Here is a 15,579-nt window from a genome sequence, read left to right on the forward strand (position 1 = left end):
ATGGTCGATGAACGAGGACCCGGCCATCGCGGGGTGGATGCGCCCTGCGATAGGGGCTGTCGGTGTGTGTTCTTTCAACGCGATTCGGGGCTCCGCTCTCCCGGTCCCCTCAACGTGGGAGTCGCGCGAGCGCTCCCGGCGAGGATGCTTATGCCGAGAATAGGATGGTTACTCCGGAAGCGCGCCGCGACGGCCCTGGGGCTCCTGGGGCTCTCCGCGGGCGCGAGCGCGCTCGCGTCCGTGTCCACCGGTTGCAGCAGCGAGGCCGACGGCCCGTGCATCTCCGACGAGCAATTCTTCGCCGAGAAGGTGTGGGTCCCCATCCTCTCGACGAAGTGCATCGGCTGCCATAATCCGCAGGGGCAGGCGGCGGAATCCAAGCTGATCCTCGCCGGGAGCAGCGAGGCGGGGTTCCTCGACAAGAACCTCGCGACGTTCAAGTCGCTCGCCGGGCTCGAGCTCGGCGGCGAGTCGTACGTCCTGCTCAAGCCGACGAAGGCCATCGAGCACGGCGGCGGCCAGGTCCTCGCCTCGGACAGCGCCGAGGTCGAGGCGCTCCGGGCGATGGTGGAGCGCACGAAGGAGCCGTCGTCCTGCGAGACGGACGTCAACGCGTCCTTCGCCGGCGTGGTGATGAGCGGGCCCGAGGAGACGCTCCGCACGGCGAGCCTCGAGCTCGCCGGGCGCCTGCCGACCGAGGCCGAGGAGGAGGCCGTCGCGCAGAGCGGCATGGCCGCGCTGGATCCGATCCTGGACCAGATGCTCACGGAGGAGACGTTCTATGTGCGGCTCAAGGAGATCTACAACGATCTCTTCCTCACCGACCGTTACCTGAACGGCGAGGAGGCCGTCGATCTGCTGCGGAGCGACGCGTACGATCCGAAGTGGTACAACAGCCTCCCGCAGGATCCGGCGCTGGTCGCGAAATACGGCGCGCGGGATCTGGAGGACGTCTCCAACAAGCTGAAGAGCTGGACGAACCGGGCCGTCGGGAGGGAGCCGCTCGAGCTCATCGCTTATATCGTGCGGAACGACAGGTCCTTCAAGGAGGTCCTCACCGCCGACTACACGGTCGTGAGCCCCTTCTCCGCCAAGGCGTACGGCGTGACGCCCGAGTTCAAGAACGACGCGGATCCGGACGAGTTCGTCCCGGCGAAGCGCGATCCGATCCCGCTCGCCGGCGTGCTCACCTCCCCCGTCTTCCTGTCCAGGCACCCGACGACGAACACCAACAGGAACCGCCACCGCGCGAGGATGGTCTATCAGTTCTTCCTCGGCACCGACATCCTGAAGACGGCCGAGCAGCCGCTCGATCAGACGAAGATCACCGACTTCAACCCGACGATGAACAACGCGGCGTGCACCGTCTGCCACGCCGCCCTGGACCCGCTGTCGGGCGGGTTCCACAGCTTCGACTCCGCGGGCCGGTACAAGGAGGACGACACCTGGTACGAGGACATGCGGCCGCCGGGCTTCGGCGCCGAGTCGGTGCCTTTCAGCGAGTTCCCGACCGCGCTCTCGTGGGTGGCGAAGCGCGTCGCCGACGACCCCCGCTTCGCGCTCTCGGCCGTCTATACGATGTACACCGGCCTCACCGGGCAACAGCCGCTCGCCGCGCCGACCAACGACGATCCGGAGTTCAACGCCAAGTTCCGGGCGTACCTCGCCCAGTACCACGCGTTCAACACGATGGCGCACGACTTCGCCGACGGCGGCTACAACCTGAAGACGGTCGTCAAGGCCATCGTCAAGAGCCCCTATTTCCGGGCGCGCAACGTGGCGCAGGCGTCTCGGGGCGAGGCGCTCACGCAGCTCGGCGGCACGCGGTTCCTCGGGCCCGAGCAGCTGCACCGGAAGATCTGGGCGGTGACGGGGTATCCGTGGCGCCCGCGGGCGTTCGAGGACGACGGCAATCGCTACGACTTCCTGCTCCGGCGCGACGCCTACCGCATGCTGTACGGCGGCATCGACTCGCAGGACGTGATCCAGCGGATCACGGAGCCGAACGGGATCATGGCCAACATCGCCGACCGGATGGCGAACGAGATGGCGTGCATCGCGGTGCCGCGCGACCTCTACCTCCCGCAGGAGGAGCGGCTCCTCTTCCCGTACGTCGAGACGACGTTCGAGCCGCGCGACACGAACGATTTCGACGTGCTGCCGGCCGTCGAGGGGATCAAGCAGAACATCCAGTACCTGCACAAGCGGGTGCTGGGCGAGTCGCTCGAGCTCGGCGATCCCGAGATCGAGCGGACATACAAGGTCTTCCTCGAGACGTGGGAGGAGGGCAAGGCGGGCATGGCGAAGCCGGAGGGCGAGGAGGGCCGGCTCTCGAGGTCGCTGCCTGGCCCCTGCCAGGTGCACAACGACTACTGGACTCGAGAGGGGCTCCCCGACGAAGAGAAGCTCACGCGCGACGAGAACTACACGATCCGCGCGTGGATGAGCGTCACGACCTATCTCCTTTCGGACTTCAGGTTTCTTTACCAGTAGGAGCAGCCATGGAACGTCGAGATTTCCTCAAACTGGCATCTATGGCGGGCCTCGGCGTCGTCGCAGCGGGCGCGCTGTCGAGGGACGCCGCCGCGGCCGGCCCCTACGCGGGCCCCCTCTGGGTCCACATCCACGCGAGCGGCGGCTGGGACCCGACGAGCCTCTGCGATCCCAAGGGCGCGCGGGACGAAGAGGAGCAGAAGACGCGGGAAGCGATGAACCGCAGCTACCTGAGCGCGGCGATCGGGACCGCCGGCAATCTCAAGTACGCGCCGGTCGGCGGCAACGACGCGTTCTTCAAGAAGCATCACAGCAAGCTGCTCGTCATCAACGGCATCGACACAGGGACGAACAGCCACGACGCCGGCGTCCGCAACACGTGGTGCGGCACGCTCCGCGAGGGCAAACCCGGCTTCGCGGCGCTCGTGGCCGGCGTCCACGGCGGCGCGCTGCCGATGGGGTTCATCAGCAACGGCGGCTACGACACGACGGCGAACGTCGTGGCCGTCACCCGCATACCCGACACCGGCCTCCTGCAGCGGCTCGCCTATCCAAACAGGATCGATCCGGGGAACGAAGAGAACCGCGAGCAGTACCACACCGACGCCACGATGACGCGGATCCTGGAGGCGCGGCAGGCGCGGCACGCGGCGAAGCTCGAGCAGCAGCGGCTGCCCCACGTCAAGCAGGCGCTGAGCACGCTCTTCACGTCGCGCGTCGGGCAGAACGAGCTCAAGCAGCTCATCCAGTACCTGCCCGCGGAGTTCGAGAGCGCCTCGCTGCGGCGGCAAGCGCAGGTCGCGCTCGCGGCCTACCGCGCCGGCATCTGCGTGAGCGCCAACCTGTCGGTGGGCGGGTTCGACACGCACGGGAACCACGACGACAACCACATCCCGCGGCTCGACCAGATCTGCGACGGGATCGACTTCATCCTGACCGCCGCGGAGGAGCAGGGCATCGCGGACCGGATCGTCCTCGTCGTGGGCTCGGACTTCGGGCGGACTCCGGGCTACAACGAGGGCAACGGCAAGGACCACTGGAACATCACCAGCATGATCCTGGCCGGCGCGGGCATCGCGGGGAACCGGGTGATCGGCGCGACGGACGACCGGCACAACCCGCTCGACGTCGATCCGGTCACGCTCGCGCCCAAGGAGGGCGGCGTCCGGCTCAAGCCGGGGCACGTCCACAAGGCGCTGCGCAAGCTGGCGGGGATCGCGGACGATCCGCTCGTGGAGCGATTCCCGCTCTCCGAGGAAGAAGACCTGCCCATCTTCGGGTGATGTGGCCCGAGGGCGGCGCGCCGCGACGCGGGCCCCCGCGTGGGGAGGCCACGCTCACACGGAGGGGGCCTCCCCGCCGCCATTGCGGTAGTCGCGCAGGAACATCAGCACGTCCCGCGCCTCCTCGATCAGATCGTCGTAGGTCATCAAGGTGATTCCCGCCATGAAGCTGTTGTCGAGGGCCAGGCGGTCCCGCAGTTGCGGGCTTCCGGTCCTGCCGATGACCACGAAGCCGCGCGGCCGGTGCAGCGACACGCGCAGGTTCTTGCGAACCTCGTAGCTCACCTGCCCTCCGGTCTGCTTTTCGGCGAGGTCGATGTACTCCATGACCTGCCCGATGGCTCGCGCGCACTCCTCGCTGTGGTGAAGCCGGTCGCCGTATTCCTTGAAGACCTGCTGATCAGGGCGCTTCAGCTCCCAGATGTCGGGAAAGCCGTCGTGCCGGACGAAGAGCAGATCCACCTTGACGCCGCGATCGACCTCGTACGGGGAATGGCATTCCCGGTACCGAGGTCCGAGGAGGACGCGCCAGCTCTTCCGGAGAAAGATCCGGATCTCCTCCTCCCGGGGGTTCCGCGCGATCAGCTCCTCGAAAGCTCGCACCGTGCTACGAGCGACATAGGCAGGGCTCTCCAGCGCCACCGCGACGGCGCGGAGGAGCGCCGCGCGGAGGTCCTCGTCGTCCTTGAATAGGAAGTGACCGCCGCGGTTGCGCTGCATCACCTGACGCATCAACTCGCGGTTCCGGCTGTGAGCCGTCGCGACCACGACCGGTCGGAACGGCTCGGCGCGAAGGAGCGCGTCCAGCACGCGGAGGCCATGGTCGGTGTGCTCGTCCGCTCGCCCTGGCCTCGATGGGATCTGCAGGTCGAGCACGACGACATCGGGCTGGAAGCGCTCGGCGACGGCGAGGCCGTCCTCCGCCGACGAGGCTCGCTCGACCTCGTAGTGCTGCGCCCGCAGCCACTCGACCGCTGCCTCGGCGTTCGTCTCATCGTCCTCCACGATGAGGACGCGCTTTGCTTGCCTGCCGCTCATACGCCTCCGCTCCATGCCACGAGGTCCACATAGAAACACGTCTCGGACGCCGTCTCGTCTAGCCCCACCTGCCCGTGCATGTGCTCGGCGTAGCGGCGGGCGATGGGCAGCCCGAGGCCAGTGCCGCGCGGCTTCCCGGCCCCGCCCCGCTTCGTCGTGACGAGCGGCTCGAAGACGCGCTGCCAATCCTCGGGCGGCACGCCGCCCCCGCTGTCCCGGACCTCGATGCGGATCACCGCACCGATCTGGCGAGTGACCGCCCTGACGCACGGCGCTCGGTCGCTGGCGTCCACCATGGCGGCGTGGAAGGCGTTCTCCATCAGGCACTGCATCACCTCGCGGAGCGCGTCGCGCATCGCGCGCACGCGGACCGACGCTTCGACGTCAACGACTAGCATCACCGCCGGGTAGCGCGCGCGAAGCTCCCTTCCGATCTCCTCGATCACCGGCCGCACAGCGACCTCCTCGATCGGTTCGTCGGGCGCGGTCTCCCAGAGCCGGGTGCGGTCCGCGAGGCTCTGAATGAAGCGCAGCTCCTCCTCGATCTGTTCAAAGGACCGAGCCAGGGAGGTCACCCGCTCCCTGCCGATACCGTCGCGGATCTCGCGGAGGCGCGCGCGCACCATGCCGACGGGGCGGTTGAGGAGATGCGCGAAGGTCAGCTGCAGCTTCCGCTCCACCTCGCTCCGGACCTTCTCGTCAAGCTGAGCGACCCGGCCTTGAGTGACCTGCGCGGAGACCTCCGGCGCGACGAGCGCGAGGAACAGGAACACGAACGGCGGGAACTGATACCGAAGCAGGATCTCGGAGTTGCCCGATTTGATCTCGCGAGCAATCTTCCGGGCCATGTAAAAGTCGCGCAGCAAGGGGTTCTTGAACGCGCTGCGCGCATTGTCCAGCCAGGTCAGCAGCGGATCCATCGGATATCGCAACCACATCCCTCCAGGCACGGAGAATCGGTCCGACCGGCGCAAGCCTGTGGCAAACTGCTCGAGTGCAAGATCTTCGAGCTGCCGCGGCAGCTCATCTCGCAGTTCTGTCTTGAGCGGCGGAGGCGGTCGTGCCTGGAGCTCTAGGGCGTTCGCGTAAGCCACCACGACGGCGGCGACCCACGCGTCAATCGACGCAGGCGATTCCATCGGAGCGGTGCTCTCGACAGCGGACACCATGTGTCGCAGATGTGGCAACGCATCGGACAACGAACGAAAGCTATCATTCTCGGCGCGAGCGCGTGCGAGCCGGCCGGCGAGCTCGGGTGAGCCCAGGCGCTCACGAAACCAGGAGGTAATTTCGTCCGATGACGGCGGGACAAGCGAAACGCGGACGACGTCAATCCCTCGCGGAGGCAAATCGAGGGCATCGTCCTCGCCCGCCCTCAGCAGACACCGCCAGCGCTGCTCTTGCATGGACTCGGCTCTCAAGCGGGAGGGCTGACCTATCACCGGCACAACCGCGCCTGCATCGAGCGCCAGACGGCTGATCGCATCCTTGGATGTGTAAGAGATGTCCAGGAGCGGGCTGGCCTTCTCCGGGTCCTGTGAGAAGCGAACGGCTGCGCGGCCGATCGCGTGCATCAACGCGGTATATTTACCGGAATTCGGCGGGCCCTCGATGACGAGCATCGGTCGGTTCTGTGAATCAATCCATGTCTCGATGAAAGGCTCCAGCCGAACTTCCGTGCCATCGTTCAACCGCCCACGCCTGGGCAGGTACATCGGCTCCCGTTCGCGCTCATGGCGATACGCCTGCTGTCGGGCGTCATCGGCAATACCCGAGACCTCCAGCAGCCAGCGCCGGAAGGTCAGCACGTTGCTGGTACGACCCACGAGATCCGGCGCGTAGCCGCCGGGCAGCCGCCCGCTCATCACGATCGCGATGGCGCGATCGGCCTTCCGGGCCACACGAGCAGACTCGAGCTCGGTGAGCGTGGAGTCCATGTCCTCGGGAGAGCGAGGGAGCACTCGGAAATAGGTCCGTGGACGGATGAACCCGCTGCGTGGTGTCGCAAACCGATCCGTCGAGCCTTGCTCGAGCCCGACAGCTTGCTGCACTTCGTAGTTGCACTCCTCGAAGATCTTGATGACCCTCGCCTCTGGCGAAAGCGGCTCGCTCCGGTCTTCCTCCATCGAATTGTTCCTTCGGCCCGTGTGAACTAGCGAAGCGTCGGGTCGGCGTCCAGCGACGCGTACCGTGCTCTTACGCGAGGACGGGAACGTCGGCGCGCCGGGAACGCCCGGCGACTCTCCTCCAACCTGCACGCTAGCGACCCGAGCGGGGTGAGCGCCTTCGGCCAGCCGCCTGGACGTCGGCGCTCCCCTCGCCCGCCGCTCACTCCACCGAGAACGCGATCTCCTCGCTGGCGGCCGCTCCGTCCGCATCGACGCGGAGCCGGTGCGCGCCGGTGACGAGCGGCCAGTCGAGCGCAAACGGCGGACCGACCTCGATGGGGCGCCCGTCGAGCACGAAGCGCACGCGGGGCACGCCCGGAGGGACGTCGGCGCGAAGCCGGATCGCCTGCAGCGAGTTGATCGAGGGGTCGAGGACGAACCGGGCGCCGTCGGGCGGGTACGCGACGCGGACGCGCGCGCCGGCGCCGGTCGGAGGAGCGCCGGGCGCGCCGTCGAGCCCGGCGAGCGCGCCGCAGAGGGGCGACGCCGCGTCGGGCGCGAGGGGGCGGCCGGCGGCGCGCGCCCACGCGGTGAGCTCCGCGTCGTAGCGCTCGAAGACGCGCTCCTCGACCGCCGCGTCGGGGCAGGCGCCGGCGCGCAGGCCGTTCCGGCGATCGATGCGCACGGTCTCGTGCATGTCGCACGGCGAGAGCGCCGCGGCGTCGCCGCGCGGGAGGAGCTCGCGGCGGCGGTGCGGGCACGCGGCGGTCGGCCGCATGCCGGACAGGGCGCAGACCTCGACCTCGGCGAGCTGCTCGGGATCGGGCGGTTCGAACGGGCGCGGCGGCCGGACGCGCGCGGCGGCGAGCATGGCGTCGCGGAACAGCGGGCCCGCGCCGGTGATGCCGCTGACGCCGCCCATGGGCGAGCCGTCGAAGTTGCCGACCCAGACGGCGACGGTGACGTCGGGCGTGAAGCCGACCGCGATGTTGTCGCGGAAGCCCTTGGACGTGCCCGTCTTCGCGGCCACAGGGAACGGGAGATCGAGCGCGTTGCCCTCGCCGAACGACGCGAGCCGCGCCCGGTCGTCGGCGAGGATGTCGACGATCACCCGGGCGCGCGCGGCGTCGAGGACGCGCGCGCCGCGCTCGGGAGGCGACGCGGGCGGCTCGGCGGGCGCGTCGCTACCGCTGGGCGTTGACGACACGGGAGAGGCCGCTGCTTGCGAGGAGGGCGACGGAGGCGACGAGGGGGCGAACGAGCGCACCGCGCGCACCGGCAGGTAAAGGCCTCCCCGCGCGAGCGTGGCGTAAGCGTTCGCGAGGTCGACAAGGCGGACCTCGCCGTCGCCGAGCGCGATGGCGACGCCGTAGCGCGACGGCTCCCGATCGAGCGAGCGGAGGCCGAGCTCCCGGAGCCGCTCGAGGACGCGCTCGGGGCCGAGCGCGGCCGCCGCCCAGACCGCGGGGACGTTGTACGAGTTGGCGAGCGCGTCCCGCAGGCGGACGGGACCGTGGAAGCGGCCGTCGTAGTTCCGCGGCGCGTAGTTGCCGTCCGCCGTCGGGAACGAGAGCTCGACGTCGGGAAGGACGGTCGCGGCGGTGAACCCGAGCTGCTCCATGGCGAGCTCGTAGACGAACGGCTTCAGCGCTGAGCCGGGCTGGCGCAGCGCGAGGACGCCGTCGTTGTGGCCGAGCCCGGCGGCGTCCTGGATATCGTGCGAGCCGACGTACGCGAGGATCTCGCCGGTCGCGTTCTCGATCACCACCACCGCCGCCGCGCCGACGTCGCGATCCGAGAGGCCGCGGACGGTCTGCTGCGCGAGGACCTCGATCTCGCGCTGGAGGCCGCGGTCGATCGTCAGCGTGATCGAGGTCGCCCGGCCGCGAGGCCACGCGGCGCCGGAGCCCTCGGCGGGAAGACCCGCGCCTGTGCCCAGCGCGCCGCCGAGCACGGCGCGGACGAGGTGCGGCGCGCCGAGGCCGCCCCCCTTCGGGGCGAGCGCGATGGGCTCCGCGCGGGCGCGGGCCACATCGGCCTCGCCGGCGAGGCCGGCCGCGAGCATGCGATCGAGGACGCGGTTCCTGCGGCGCTCGAGCGGCCCGGTGCCGCGGCGCGGATCGTAGAGCGCCGGGCCGCGCGGCATGCTGGCGAGCGCGGCGGCCTCCGCGAGCGACAGGTCCCGCGTGGGCTTGTCGAAGTAGAAGCGGCTCGCCGCCTCGACCCCGCGCAGGCCCGGGCCGAACGCGACGCGGTTCAGGTACTGCTCGAGGATCTCGCGCTTCGAGAGCGACGCCTCGATGCGCAGCGCGAGCGCCGCCTCGCCGAGCTTGCCGCGCGCGGTGCGGGGGCGCGGGACGAGCGTGCGCGCGAGCTGCTGCGTGATCGTGGACCCGCCCGAGACGACGCGCCGCTCCGCGGCGAGCTGGCCGACGGCGCGGGCGATCGCGATCGGATCGACGCCGGGGTGGCGCGCGAACCGCTTGTCCTCCGCGGCCAGGAGCGCGCGCTGGATGCGATCGCCGGCCTCGGAGAGCGGAAGCCAGCGCGCGCGCGCGCCGTCGCCGGCGCGGAGCTCGCGGAGCACCGTGCCGTGGCGATCGAGCAGGACCGTGGACACGGCGTGGTCCTCGGGCGCCCCGAGCTCCGGCGGGAGCGGCGTGAGCGCCGCGAGGGCGGCGAGCAGGAGCCACGGCGCTACAGCGAGGGCGACCGCGATCTGCGCCGCGCGGCGCAGGATCCGCCGCGCGCGCGGTCCGAGGCGCGCGAGCCACCGCCCTGCGCGGCCGGGTCCTTCCGGGGAGTGCGCGCGCACGGCTCAGCGCGGACGCGGCGCCGCGTCCGGCCCTCGGCTCCCGACCTGGACCGTGACGGCGCCCGTCCGACCGAAGACCTCGGGGCTGTACATCTCCTCCGCGCGCGCGGGCGGGACAACGAACGAGCCGAGCGTCGTGGCGCGCGCGAGGTACCGGTACCGGTACATCCCGGCGGCCATGTGATCGACGAAGAAGAGGACGCGGTCGTCGCGGATCTCGCGAACGAAGCGGCTCGGGTCGTAGACGCGGCCGGTCGCGCGGAGGTCGTCCTGATCGACGTCGGCGTCGTCCGCCTCGGCCTGGGCCTCCGCCGCGTCGACGTCGAGCGAGCGCGCGGACGTCGCGAGCCGCGCGTCGACCGCCTCGAGGCCCGCCGGCAGCGGATCGTCGATGACAACGAAGTCGCGCGGAGAGGGCGTCACCACGACGATCTCGCCGAGCACGAGATCGCCGCCGGCGAACGCGACCGACGGAGGAGCCGCGCCGGCCGCGCCGCCGACCACGGCGGCGAGGTCCTCGGGCGCGAGCGCGCGGAGCGACTTCTCGACGAAGAAGCCGCGGTCGAGCGCCTCCGTCGGGAGCTGCTTGCGCGCGTAGCGGAGCCGCGCCTCGTAGAACAGGCGGCCGCGCCCGTCGACCGCGAACGCGAGCGGCGCGCCCGCGGCGCTCGCGAGCCTCGCCGCGGGGATCGACGTCTTGACCTGCTCCGTCGTGGGGCCGTGGAACGGCGCGGAGAACAGCTCCGCCTGCCCCAGGAACACCCGCGCGTCGAAGTCCGGCGCCGTCTTCTCCTGCGCCTTCCGGTACTGATCGAGCGCGAGCAGCGCCCAGGCCGTCTCCTGCGTGCTGCGCCACGTGCCTCCGCGGCGATCCGCGAGCAGCCCCGCCGCGAGCCGCGGCGCGAGCGGGTGCGCCGGCCGCGCCGCGAGCAGCGCGCGCAGCACGAGCGCCGAGGTGCGGGCCTCGGAGTCCATGAGCACCGCGTACGCGTCGCCGTGGTTGTGGACGGCCCGCGCGACCGGCCCGTCGAGGCGCAGCGCGCCCTCGAGCTCGCGGACGAGCTGATCCACGGACGCCCTGTCGCTCTTGCCGATCACCATCGCGTGCGCGAGGAGCGCCTTCGAGAAGAGCGGCAGCTTGTCGCGCTCCTCGAACAGCTGGCTCGCGCGCCCGGGGTCGGGGGCGCCGCTCGCCGCGAGGACGTCGACGAGGAACGGCGCCGTCGCCCGGAGGAGCGGGTCGGCGCCGATCCGGTTGAGCTCCTGGCGCAGGTACGACGTCGCGCGCTCCGCCGCGTCGGGCGGCACCGCGACCCCGTAGCGCCTGGCCTCGGTGAGGCCCCACAGCGCGTACGCCGTGGTCCACAGATCCGCGCTGTCCGACTCGGCGAAGAAGCCGAAGCCCCCGTCCCCGCGCTGGTGCGAGAGGATCTCCCGGATCGTCTTGCCGATGACGGCCGTGAGGTCCTTCGGCAGCGCGATCCCGTACGCCTTCGCGAGGTCGCGCAGCGACAGGAGCGGGACCATCCGGCTCGTCAGCTGCTCGGTGCAGCCGTACGGGTACTCGAGGAGCTGCTCCACGCCGCCGCCGAGGCCCACGAGCGCGGTCGGCGCGAGGCTCACCGTGAGCCCGCCCGTGTCGTCGCGGATCGCCGACAGGTCCCCGAGCCGCTCCGCGCTCGCCGTGGTGGTGTCGCCGTAGAGCGCGACGGCTTCCGGCGCCATGGGCGCCTTGATCTCACGGTTCACCTCGACAACGTCCGACGCGCCGCCGCCGGTCGCGCGGAAGCGCAGCGTCGCGGCGCCGGCCCGCGGCGCCGAGAGCGCGAAGCGGACCTCGGCCGACCCGCCCGGCGCGAGCTCGACCGAGCGCTTGGCGCTGCCCGCGAGCGTCAGCCCCGAGGCGGTGACCTCCACCTCGACCATCGCCGGCTTCGCGAGCCCCTTCGAGGTCACGACCACCCCCGCGTCGATCGCGTCGCCCGCGCGGAGGAAGCGCGGCAGCGCGGGCCGGGCCATGAGCGGGCGGCTCGTCGTCACCCGGGACTCGCCGTAGCCGAAGCGATCGTCCTCGGCGGCCACGACCGCCATGACCCGGTACGTCGTGAGCGAGTCCGGCAGCTTGAAGCTCGCGTGCACCTGCCCGGAGGCGTCGGTCACGAGCGCGGGGTTGTAGTAGGCGCTCTGGCGAAAATCGCGGCGCACGCCCGTGCCGCCCTCGGCGCCGCCGCCGCCCGCGCGCCCCTTGTCGGCGCCGAGGTCGGCGAACGGGTTGCGCACGCGCGCGAGCGCCTCGCGCGTCTCGATCGTCGCCACCTTCAGGGGGCGCGGCGCGCCGAACACGGGGATCGGATCCGGCGTCGTGTACCCCGTCAGCGACAGCACGCCCTCGTCCACGGCGTAGAGCGTGACCTCCGCGCGGGCGGGCTGGCCGGCGCGGTCGCGGACGTCGACGTCCACGCGGATCGGATCGCCGGGGCGCGCGTCCGCCTTGTCGGCGCGGACGCGCACCGCGAGCCGCTGCGCCTCCGGGTTCACGCGGAGCGGCGCGTAGCCGAGGCGGAACGCCGGCGCCCCGACGTCGGGCCCAGGCGCCCCGCCCTTCCCCGGCGCGGGCTGCGGCTTCGTCCGCCCGCGCAGGAGCAGCACCGAGACGAAGGCGTTCGGCCGGAGGTCCTCCGTGATCGGGACGTCGATCACGGGCATGGCGCCCGACAGCGTCACCTTCCGGTGCGCGGAGATCCCGGCGCGCTCGACCGTGACCAGCGCGTCGGCGGAGGCGAACGGCGACTTCACGATGATGCGCGCCGTCTGGCCGATCTCGTAGCTGTCGCGGTCGGGAACGAGGTCGACCTTGAGCTCGTCGCTGTCGCCGAAGCCCCCGCCGCCCTCGCCGAGCGCGTAGACGCCGGCCGCGGCGCCGACGGGGTTGCCGCGGCGGTCCCTGGCCGTCGCGTGCAGGAGGTAATAGCCCCCCGACGGCACCGTGAGCTCGCAGCTCCGCGGCGCCGCCGCCGTCGTGACGCCGCACCGCGCGACGACCTTGTCGACCGGCGCGCTCACGCTGCGGTACGCGCTGCCGCTCTCCTCCCGGGCGAGCGTCCACGTCCGGTGCACGAGCTCGACCCGGACCGCGACCTGCGCGACGCGCGCCCCCTTCGGATCGACCGCGAGGATCTCCGGCCGCAGCACGTCTCCCGCCTTCGCGAAGAGCTCGGGCTCCTTGAGGGCGACGTAGAACTCGGCCGGGTGCACGAGCGCCGTCGAGCTCCCGGCGATCGTCTGCCGCGACACGTCGGTGACCGACGCCTCGCACGTGACGAGCTCCGTGCCGCGCTGCCCCGGCATCGAGAGCGCCGCGCCGATCGCCGCCTGCCCGGCCGCGTCGAGCTTCTCGCGCGCGCTCTGCACCTCGAACCCGCGCGGCGCCTGGTCCCGCAGCGCGTCGGTGAGCTCGTCCTCGCGGACCGTGAACCCCTCGATCCCCGGCGGCGAGAACGACGCCGGCGCGCGCGTCACGGAGAGCGATGCCTCCGCGTTCGTCATCGGCGCCCCGAACAGGTAATCGCCGCGCGCGGTCCAGCGCGCCTTGTCGCCGCGGACGTAGCTCGGCCTGTCGCTCTCGACGCCGACCTTGAACTCGGCGGGGCGGTACTCGGCGACCTCGACGCTGCCCATCACGTCCGGCCACCCCGCCTCGCCGCCCTGGACCGTGGCGGCGAGGCTGTACGTGCCGAGCCGCGCGCTCTCGGGGATCTTCACGTCGGCCGAGAACGTGCCGAAGGCGCCGAGCGTCGGGGAGAGCGAGACGAGCGCCTCGCCGTCCGGCCCCTCGACCTTGAGCGCGACGCTCTTGCCGGCCGGCGTCTTCGCCCCGCGCGCGCCCTCCTCGCGGAAGATCCCCTTCACGCGCACCGTGTCGCCCGGCCGGTAGATGCCGCGATCGGAGAACATCATCCCGAACGGGCGCGCCTCGCTGAAGTCGGACGCCGCGCCGAAGCGCCACCCGTTGAGCGAGTCGGCGACCGTGCGGTACGTCCAGTCGTCGCCCGCGCGCGCGAAGACCACGCTGCGCCCGAGCGTCGTCGAGGCCTCCGGACCGCGCGCCGTCGCGGGGACCACCGCGAACCCCTCGGCGTCGGTGGACACCGCCGCGGGCGCGGGCGCGCCAGGGGCCCGGATCCACACGCGCGCCCCGGGCACCGGCGCGCCCGTCGACAGGCGCGTCACCCAGACGAGCGAGCCGCTCGGCGAGACCTTCGCGCTGATCCCGAGGTCGGTCACCTGCGCGATCACCGCCTCGGAGGTGGTGCGCGCGTGCCGCGTCCCGGGCCGGGAGGTGTAGCTGATCCCGATCGCGAGCGGCCCGCGCTTGCCCTCGCCGCCCAGCACCTCGGCGGCGCGCACGAGGTGCGTCGCCGGCGTGTTGGTCGCGGCGGCCGGGCGCAGGGCCGTCTGCTTGCCGGAGGGCAGCGCCGCGATCTCGCCCATCTTCGGGCTGCGCCCCGGGCTGTGCGGATCACCCTGGAGCGCGAGGATCATCTCCTCGGTCATCGCGCCGACCGCGAGCGAGAGCTCGCGCACGTTCACGGACACGACCGGGATCTCGCGCCGCTGGGCCGGCTCGAACACGCTCCCGACGAGGCCGATCTGCGCCTCGGGCCAGCGATCGTCGAAGGCGATCTCCTCGGTGACGACGCCGGCGAGCGCCTGCCCGTGCACGTCGCGCAGCCCGGCGGCCACGCGCACCCGGTAGCTGCGACCCGGGGCGAAGGCGCCGCCGAGGGGGATGTGGCTCGTGGGCTCGTCGTCCTCGATCCACGACGGCCACAGCAGCTTGACGGCGGGCTCCACCGAGATCGCCCGCTTCGCGTCCGCGAACTTGATGGGGTTCGAGAAGGCGAGCGTGAACCCGCCGTCGGCCGCGCAGCGCCCCCCTGGCGTGTCGCGATCGCACTGGGGGCGCAGCGCCCGGAGCGGCCCGTAGGTGCGGTACGTGAACCGCTGCTCCTCGCCGGCCGGCAGCGGCCCTTCGCGGCCGCGGAGGCCCTCGGCCACGGCGAGCTCGATCTCGCTGTCGCGCGGCAGCGGCGCGCGGGGGACGAGCTCGGCGAGCATCTCGTTCTTCGCGTCGGGGCGCCGCACCTCGAACGCCACCTTGTCTTTCCGATCGCCCACCGAGAGGGACGCGCGCCGCGCGATCTCGGCGGTGTCGACCGGCTGGTTGAACCGCAGCTCGAACCGCGCCTCTGGCCTGAGGTCGTCCTTGCCCGACCAGGGCTCGACGCGCGCGACCGCGGGCAGCTCGGTGCGGAAGGTGAAGGAGTACGGCTCGGCCAGCGTGCTGCCGTCGAGCGCGCGGGTGCCCGCCGGGACCTCGACGGTGAACTCCGTGCCGCGCGGCAGGCGGCCTTCGGGGACGAACGTGAGGCCGCTCGTGCCGACCCAGCGCCAGCGTCCAGGCGCGGACGGCTTCAGGACCGCCGGCGCCGCGGCCTCGCTGCCCGCGAGATCGAGCGATCGCATCGGCCGGTTGAAGACGAGGCTGATCTCCGCGGGGCTCGTGGTCTGCCCGCGGGGCGCGCCGAACACCACCGCGAACGGCCCTGCCGCGGCCTTTCCGCCCGGCTCGAGCGCGCCGGGCGCGAGCGTCCCTCGAGGCGGGACGTTGGGGGCGCGCGCGCCCTGGACGCAGGCCAGGCTGAGGGCGAGGACCGCGAGAACGGCGGGCGCAGATCGGAGGCGCGGAGCGACGGACATGGCCGCGACTCAGCAATGGGGATGCCGCGGGCGCAAGAGGCGAGTCCGCGGCGGAATCCGGGCGGGTGATGTGGCAGGCGAG

Annotated in this window: 6 protein-coding genes; 2 read left to right on the top strand and 4 right to left on the bottom strand. The window is 71.9% G+C overall.

The features are described 5' to 3' along the window. Positions 1–150 precede the first annotated feature (150 nt). Both WMF45_RS24605 and WMF45_RS24610 read left to right on the top strand, forming a co-directional pair. Complete coding sequence (locus tag WMF45_RS24605; protein WP_437719269.1) at positions 151–2,493, top strand: DUF1588 domain-containing protein; 2,343 nt, start codon at positions 151–153, stop codon at positions 2,491–2,493. A gap of 8 nt (positions 2,494–2,501) precedes the next feature. Next, complete coding sequence (locus WMF45_RS24610) at positions 2,502–3,776, top strand: DUF1501 domain-containing protein (RefSeq protein ID WP_437719270.1); 1,275 nt, start codon at positions 2,502–2,504, stop codon at positions 3,774–3,776. A 54-nt stretch (positions 3,777–3,830) separates the two neighbouring features. Here WMF45_RS24610 and WMF45_RS24615 read toward each other — a convergent pair whose 3' ends face one another. From WMF45_RS24615 to WMF45_RS24630, 4 genes are all read right to left on the bottom strand, one after another. Continuing rightward, the gene (locus tag WMF45_RS24615) at positions 3,831–4,814 is read right to left on the bottom strand and encodes a Shedu anti-phage system protein SduA domain-containing protein (RefSeq protein WP_437719271.1); all 984 of its coding nucleotides are present in this window, start codon (positions 4,812–4,814) and stop codon (positions 3,831–3,833) included. Beyond that, positions 4,811–6,940 carry a sensor histidine kinase gene (locus WMF45_RS24620; RefSeq protein ID WP_437719272.1) on the bottom strand — a complete coding sequence of 710 codons (2,130 nt, stop codon included), beginning with the start codon at positions 6,938–6,940 and terminating at the stop codon, positions 4,811–4,813. The genes WMF45_RS24615 and WMF45_RS24620 overlap by 4 nt, the downstream gene beginning before the upstream one ends. Before the next feature lie 202 nt (positions 6,941–7,142). Beyond that, on the bottom strand, positions 7,143–9,737 hold the full coding sequence (pbpC, locus tag WMF45_RS24625) for a penicillin-binding protein 1C (protein WP_437719273.1): 2,595 nt from the start codon (positions 9,735–9,737) through the stop codon (positions 7,143–7,145). Between the two features lie 3 nt (positions 9,738–9,740). Next, a complete protein-coding gene (locus tag WMF45_RS24630; RefSeq protein WP_437719274.1) occupies positions 9,741–15,497 on the bottom strand; it encodes an MG2 domain-containing protein in 5,757 nt (1,918 codons plus the stop codon). Between the last annotated feature and the right edge of the window lie 82 nt (positions 15,498–15,579).

Source organism: Sorangium sp. So ce448 (genome assembly GCF_051520915.1).
Classification (GTDB): Bacteria; Myxococcota_A; Polyangia; order Polyangiales; family Polyangiaceae; genus Sorangium; species Sorangium cellulosum_B.

What these genes read in the sequence shown, in the direction of transcription:
- WMF45_RS24605 (WP_437719269.1), top strand. Translation starts at nt 151, where the DNA reads ATGCCGAGAATAGGATGGTTACTCCGGAAGCGCGCCGCGACGGCCCTG.
- WMF45_RS24620 (WP_437719272.1), bottom strand. Translation starts at nt 6,940, where the DNA reads ATGGAGGAAGACCGGAGCGAGCCGCTTTCGCCAGAGGCGAGGGTCATC.
- WMF45_RS24610 (WP_437719270.1), top strand. Translation starts at nt 2,502, where the DNA reads ATGGAACGTCGAGATTTCCTCAAACTGGCATCTATGGCGGGCCTCGGC.
- WMF45_RS24615 (WP_437719271.1), bottom strand. Translation starts at nt 4,814, where the DNA reads ATGAGCGGCAGGCAAGCAAAGCGCGTCCTCATCGTGGAGGACGATGAG.
- WMF45_RS24630 (WP_437719274.1), bottom strand. Translation starts at nt 15,497, where the DNA reads ATGTCCGTCGCTCCGCGCCTCCGATCTGCGCCCGCCGTTCTCGCGGTC.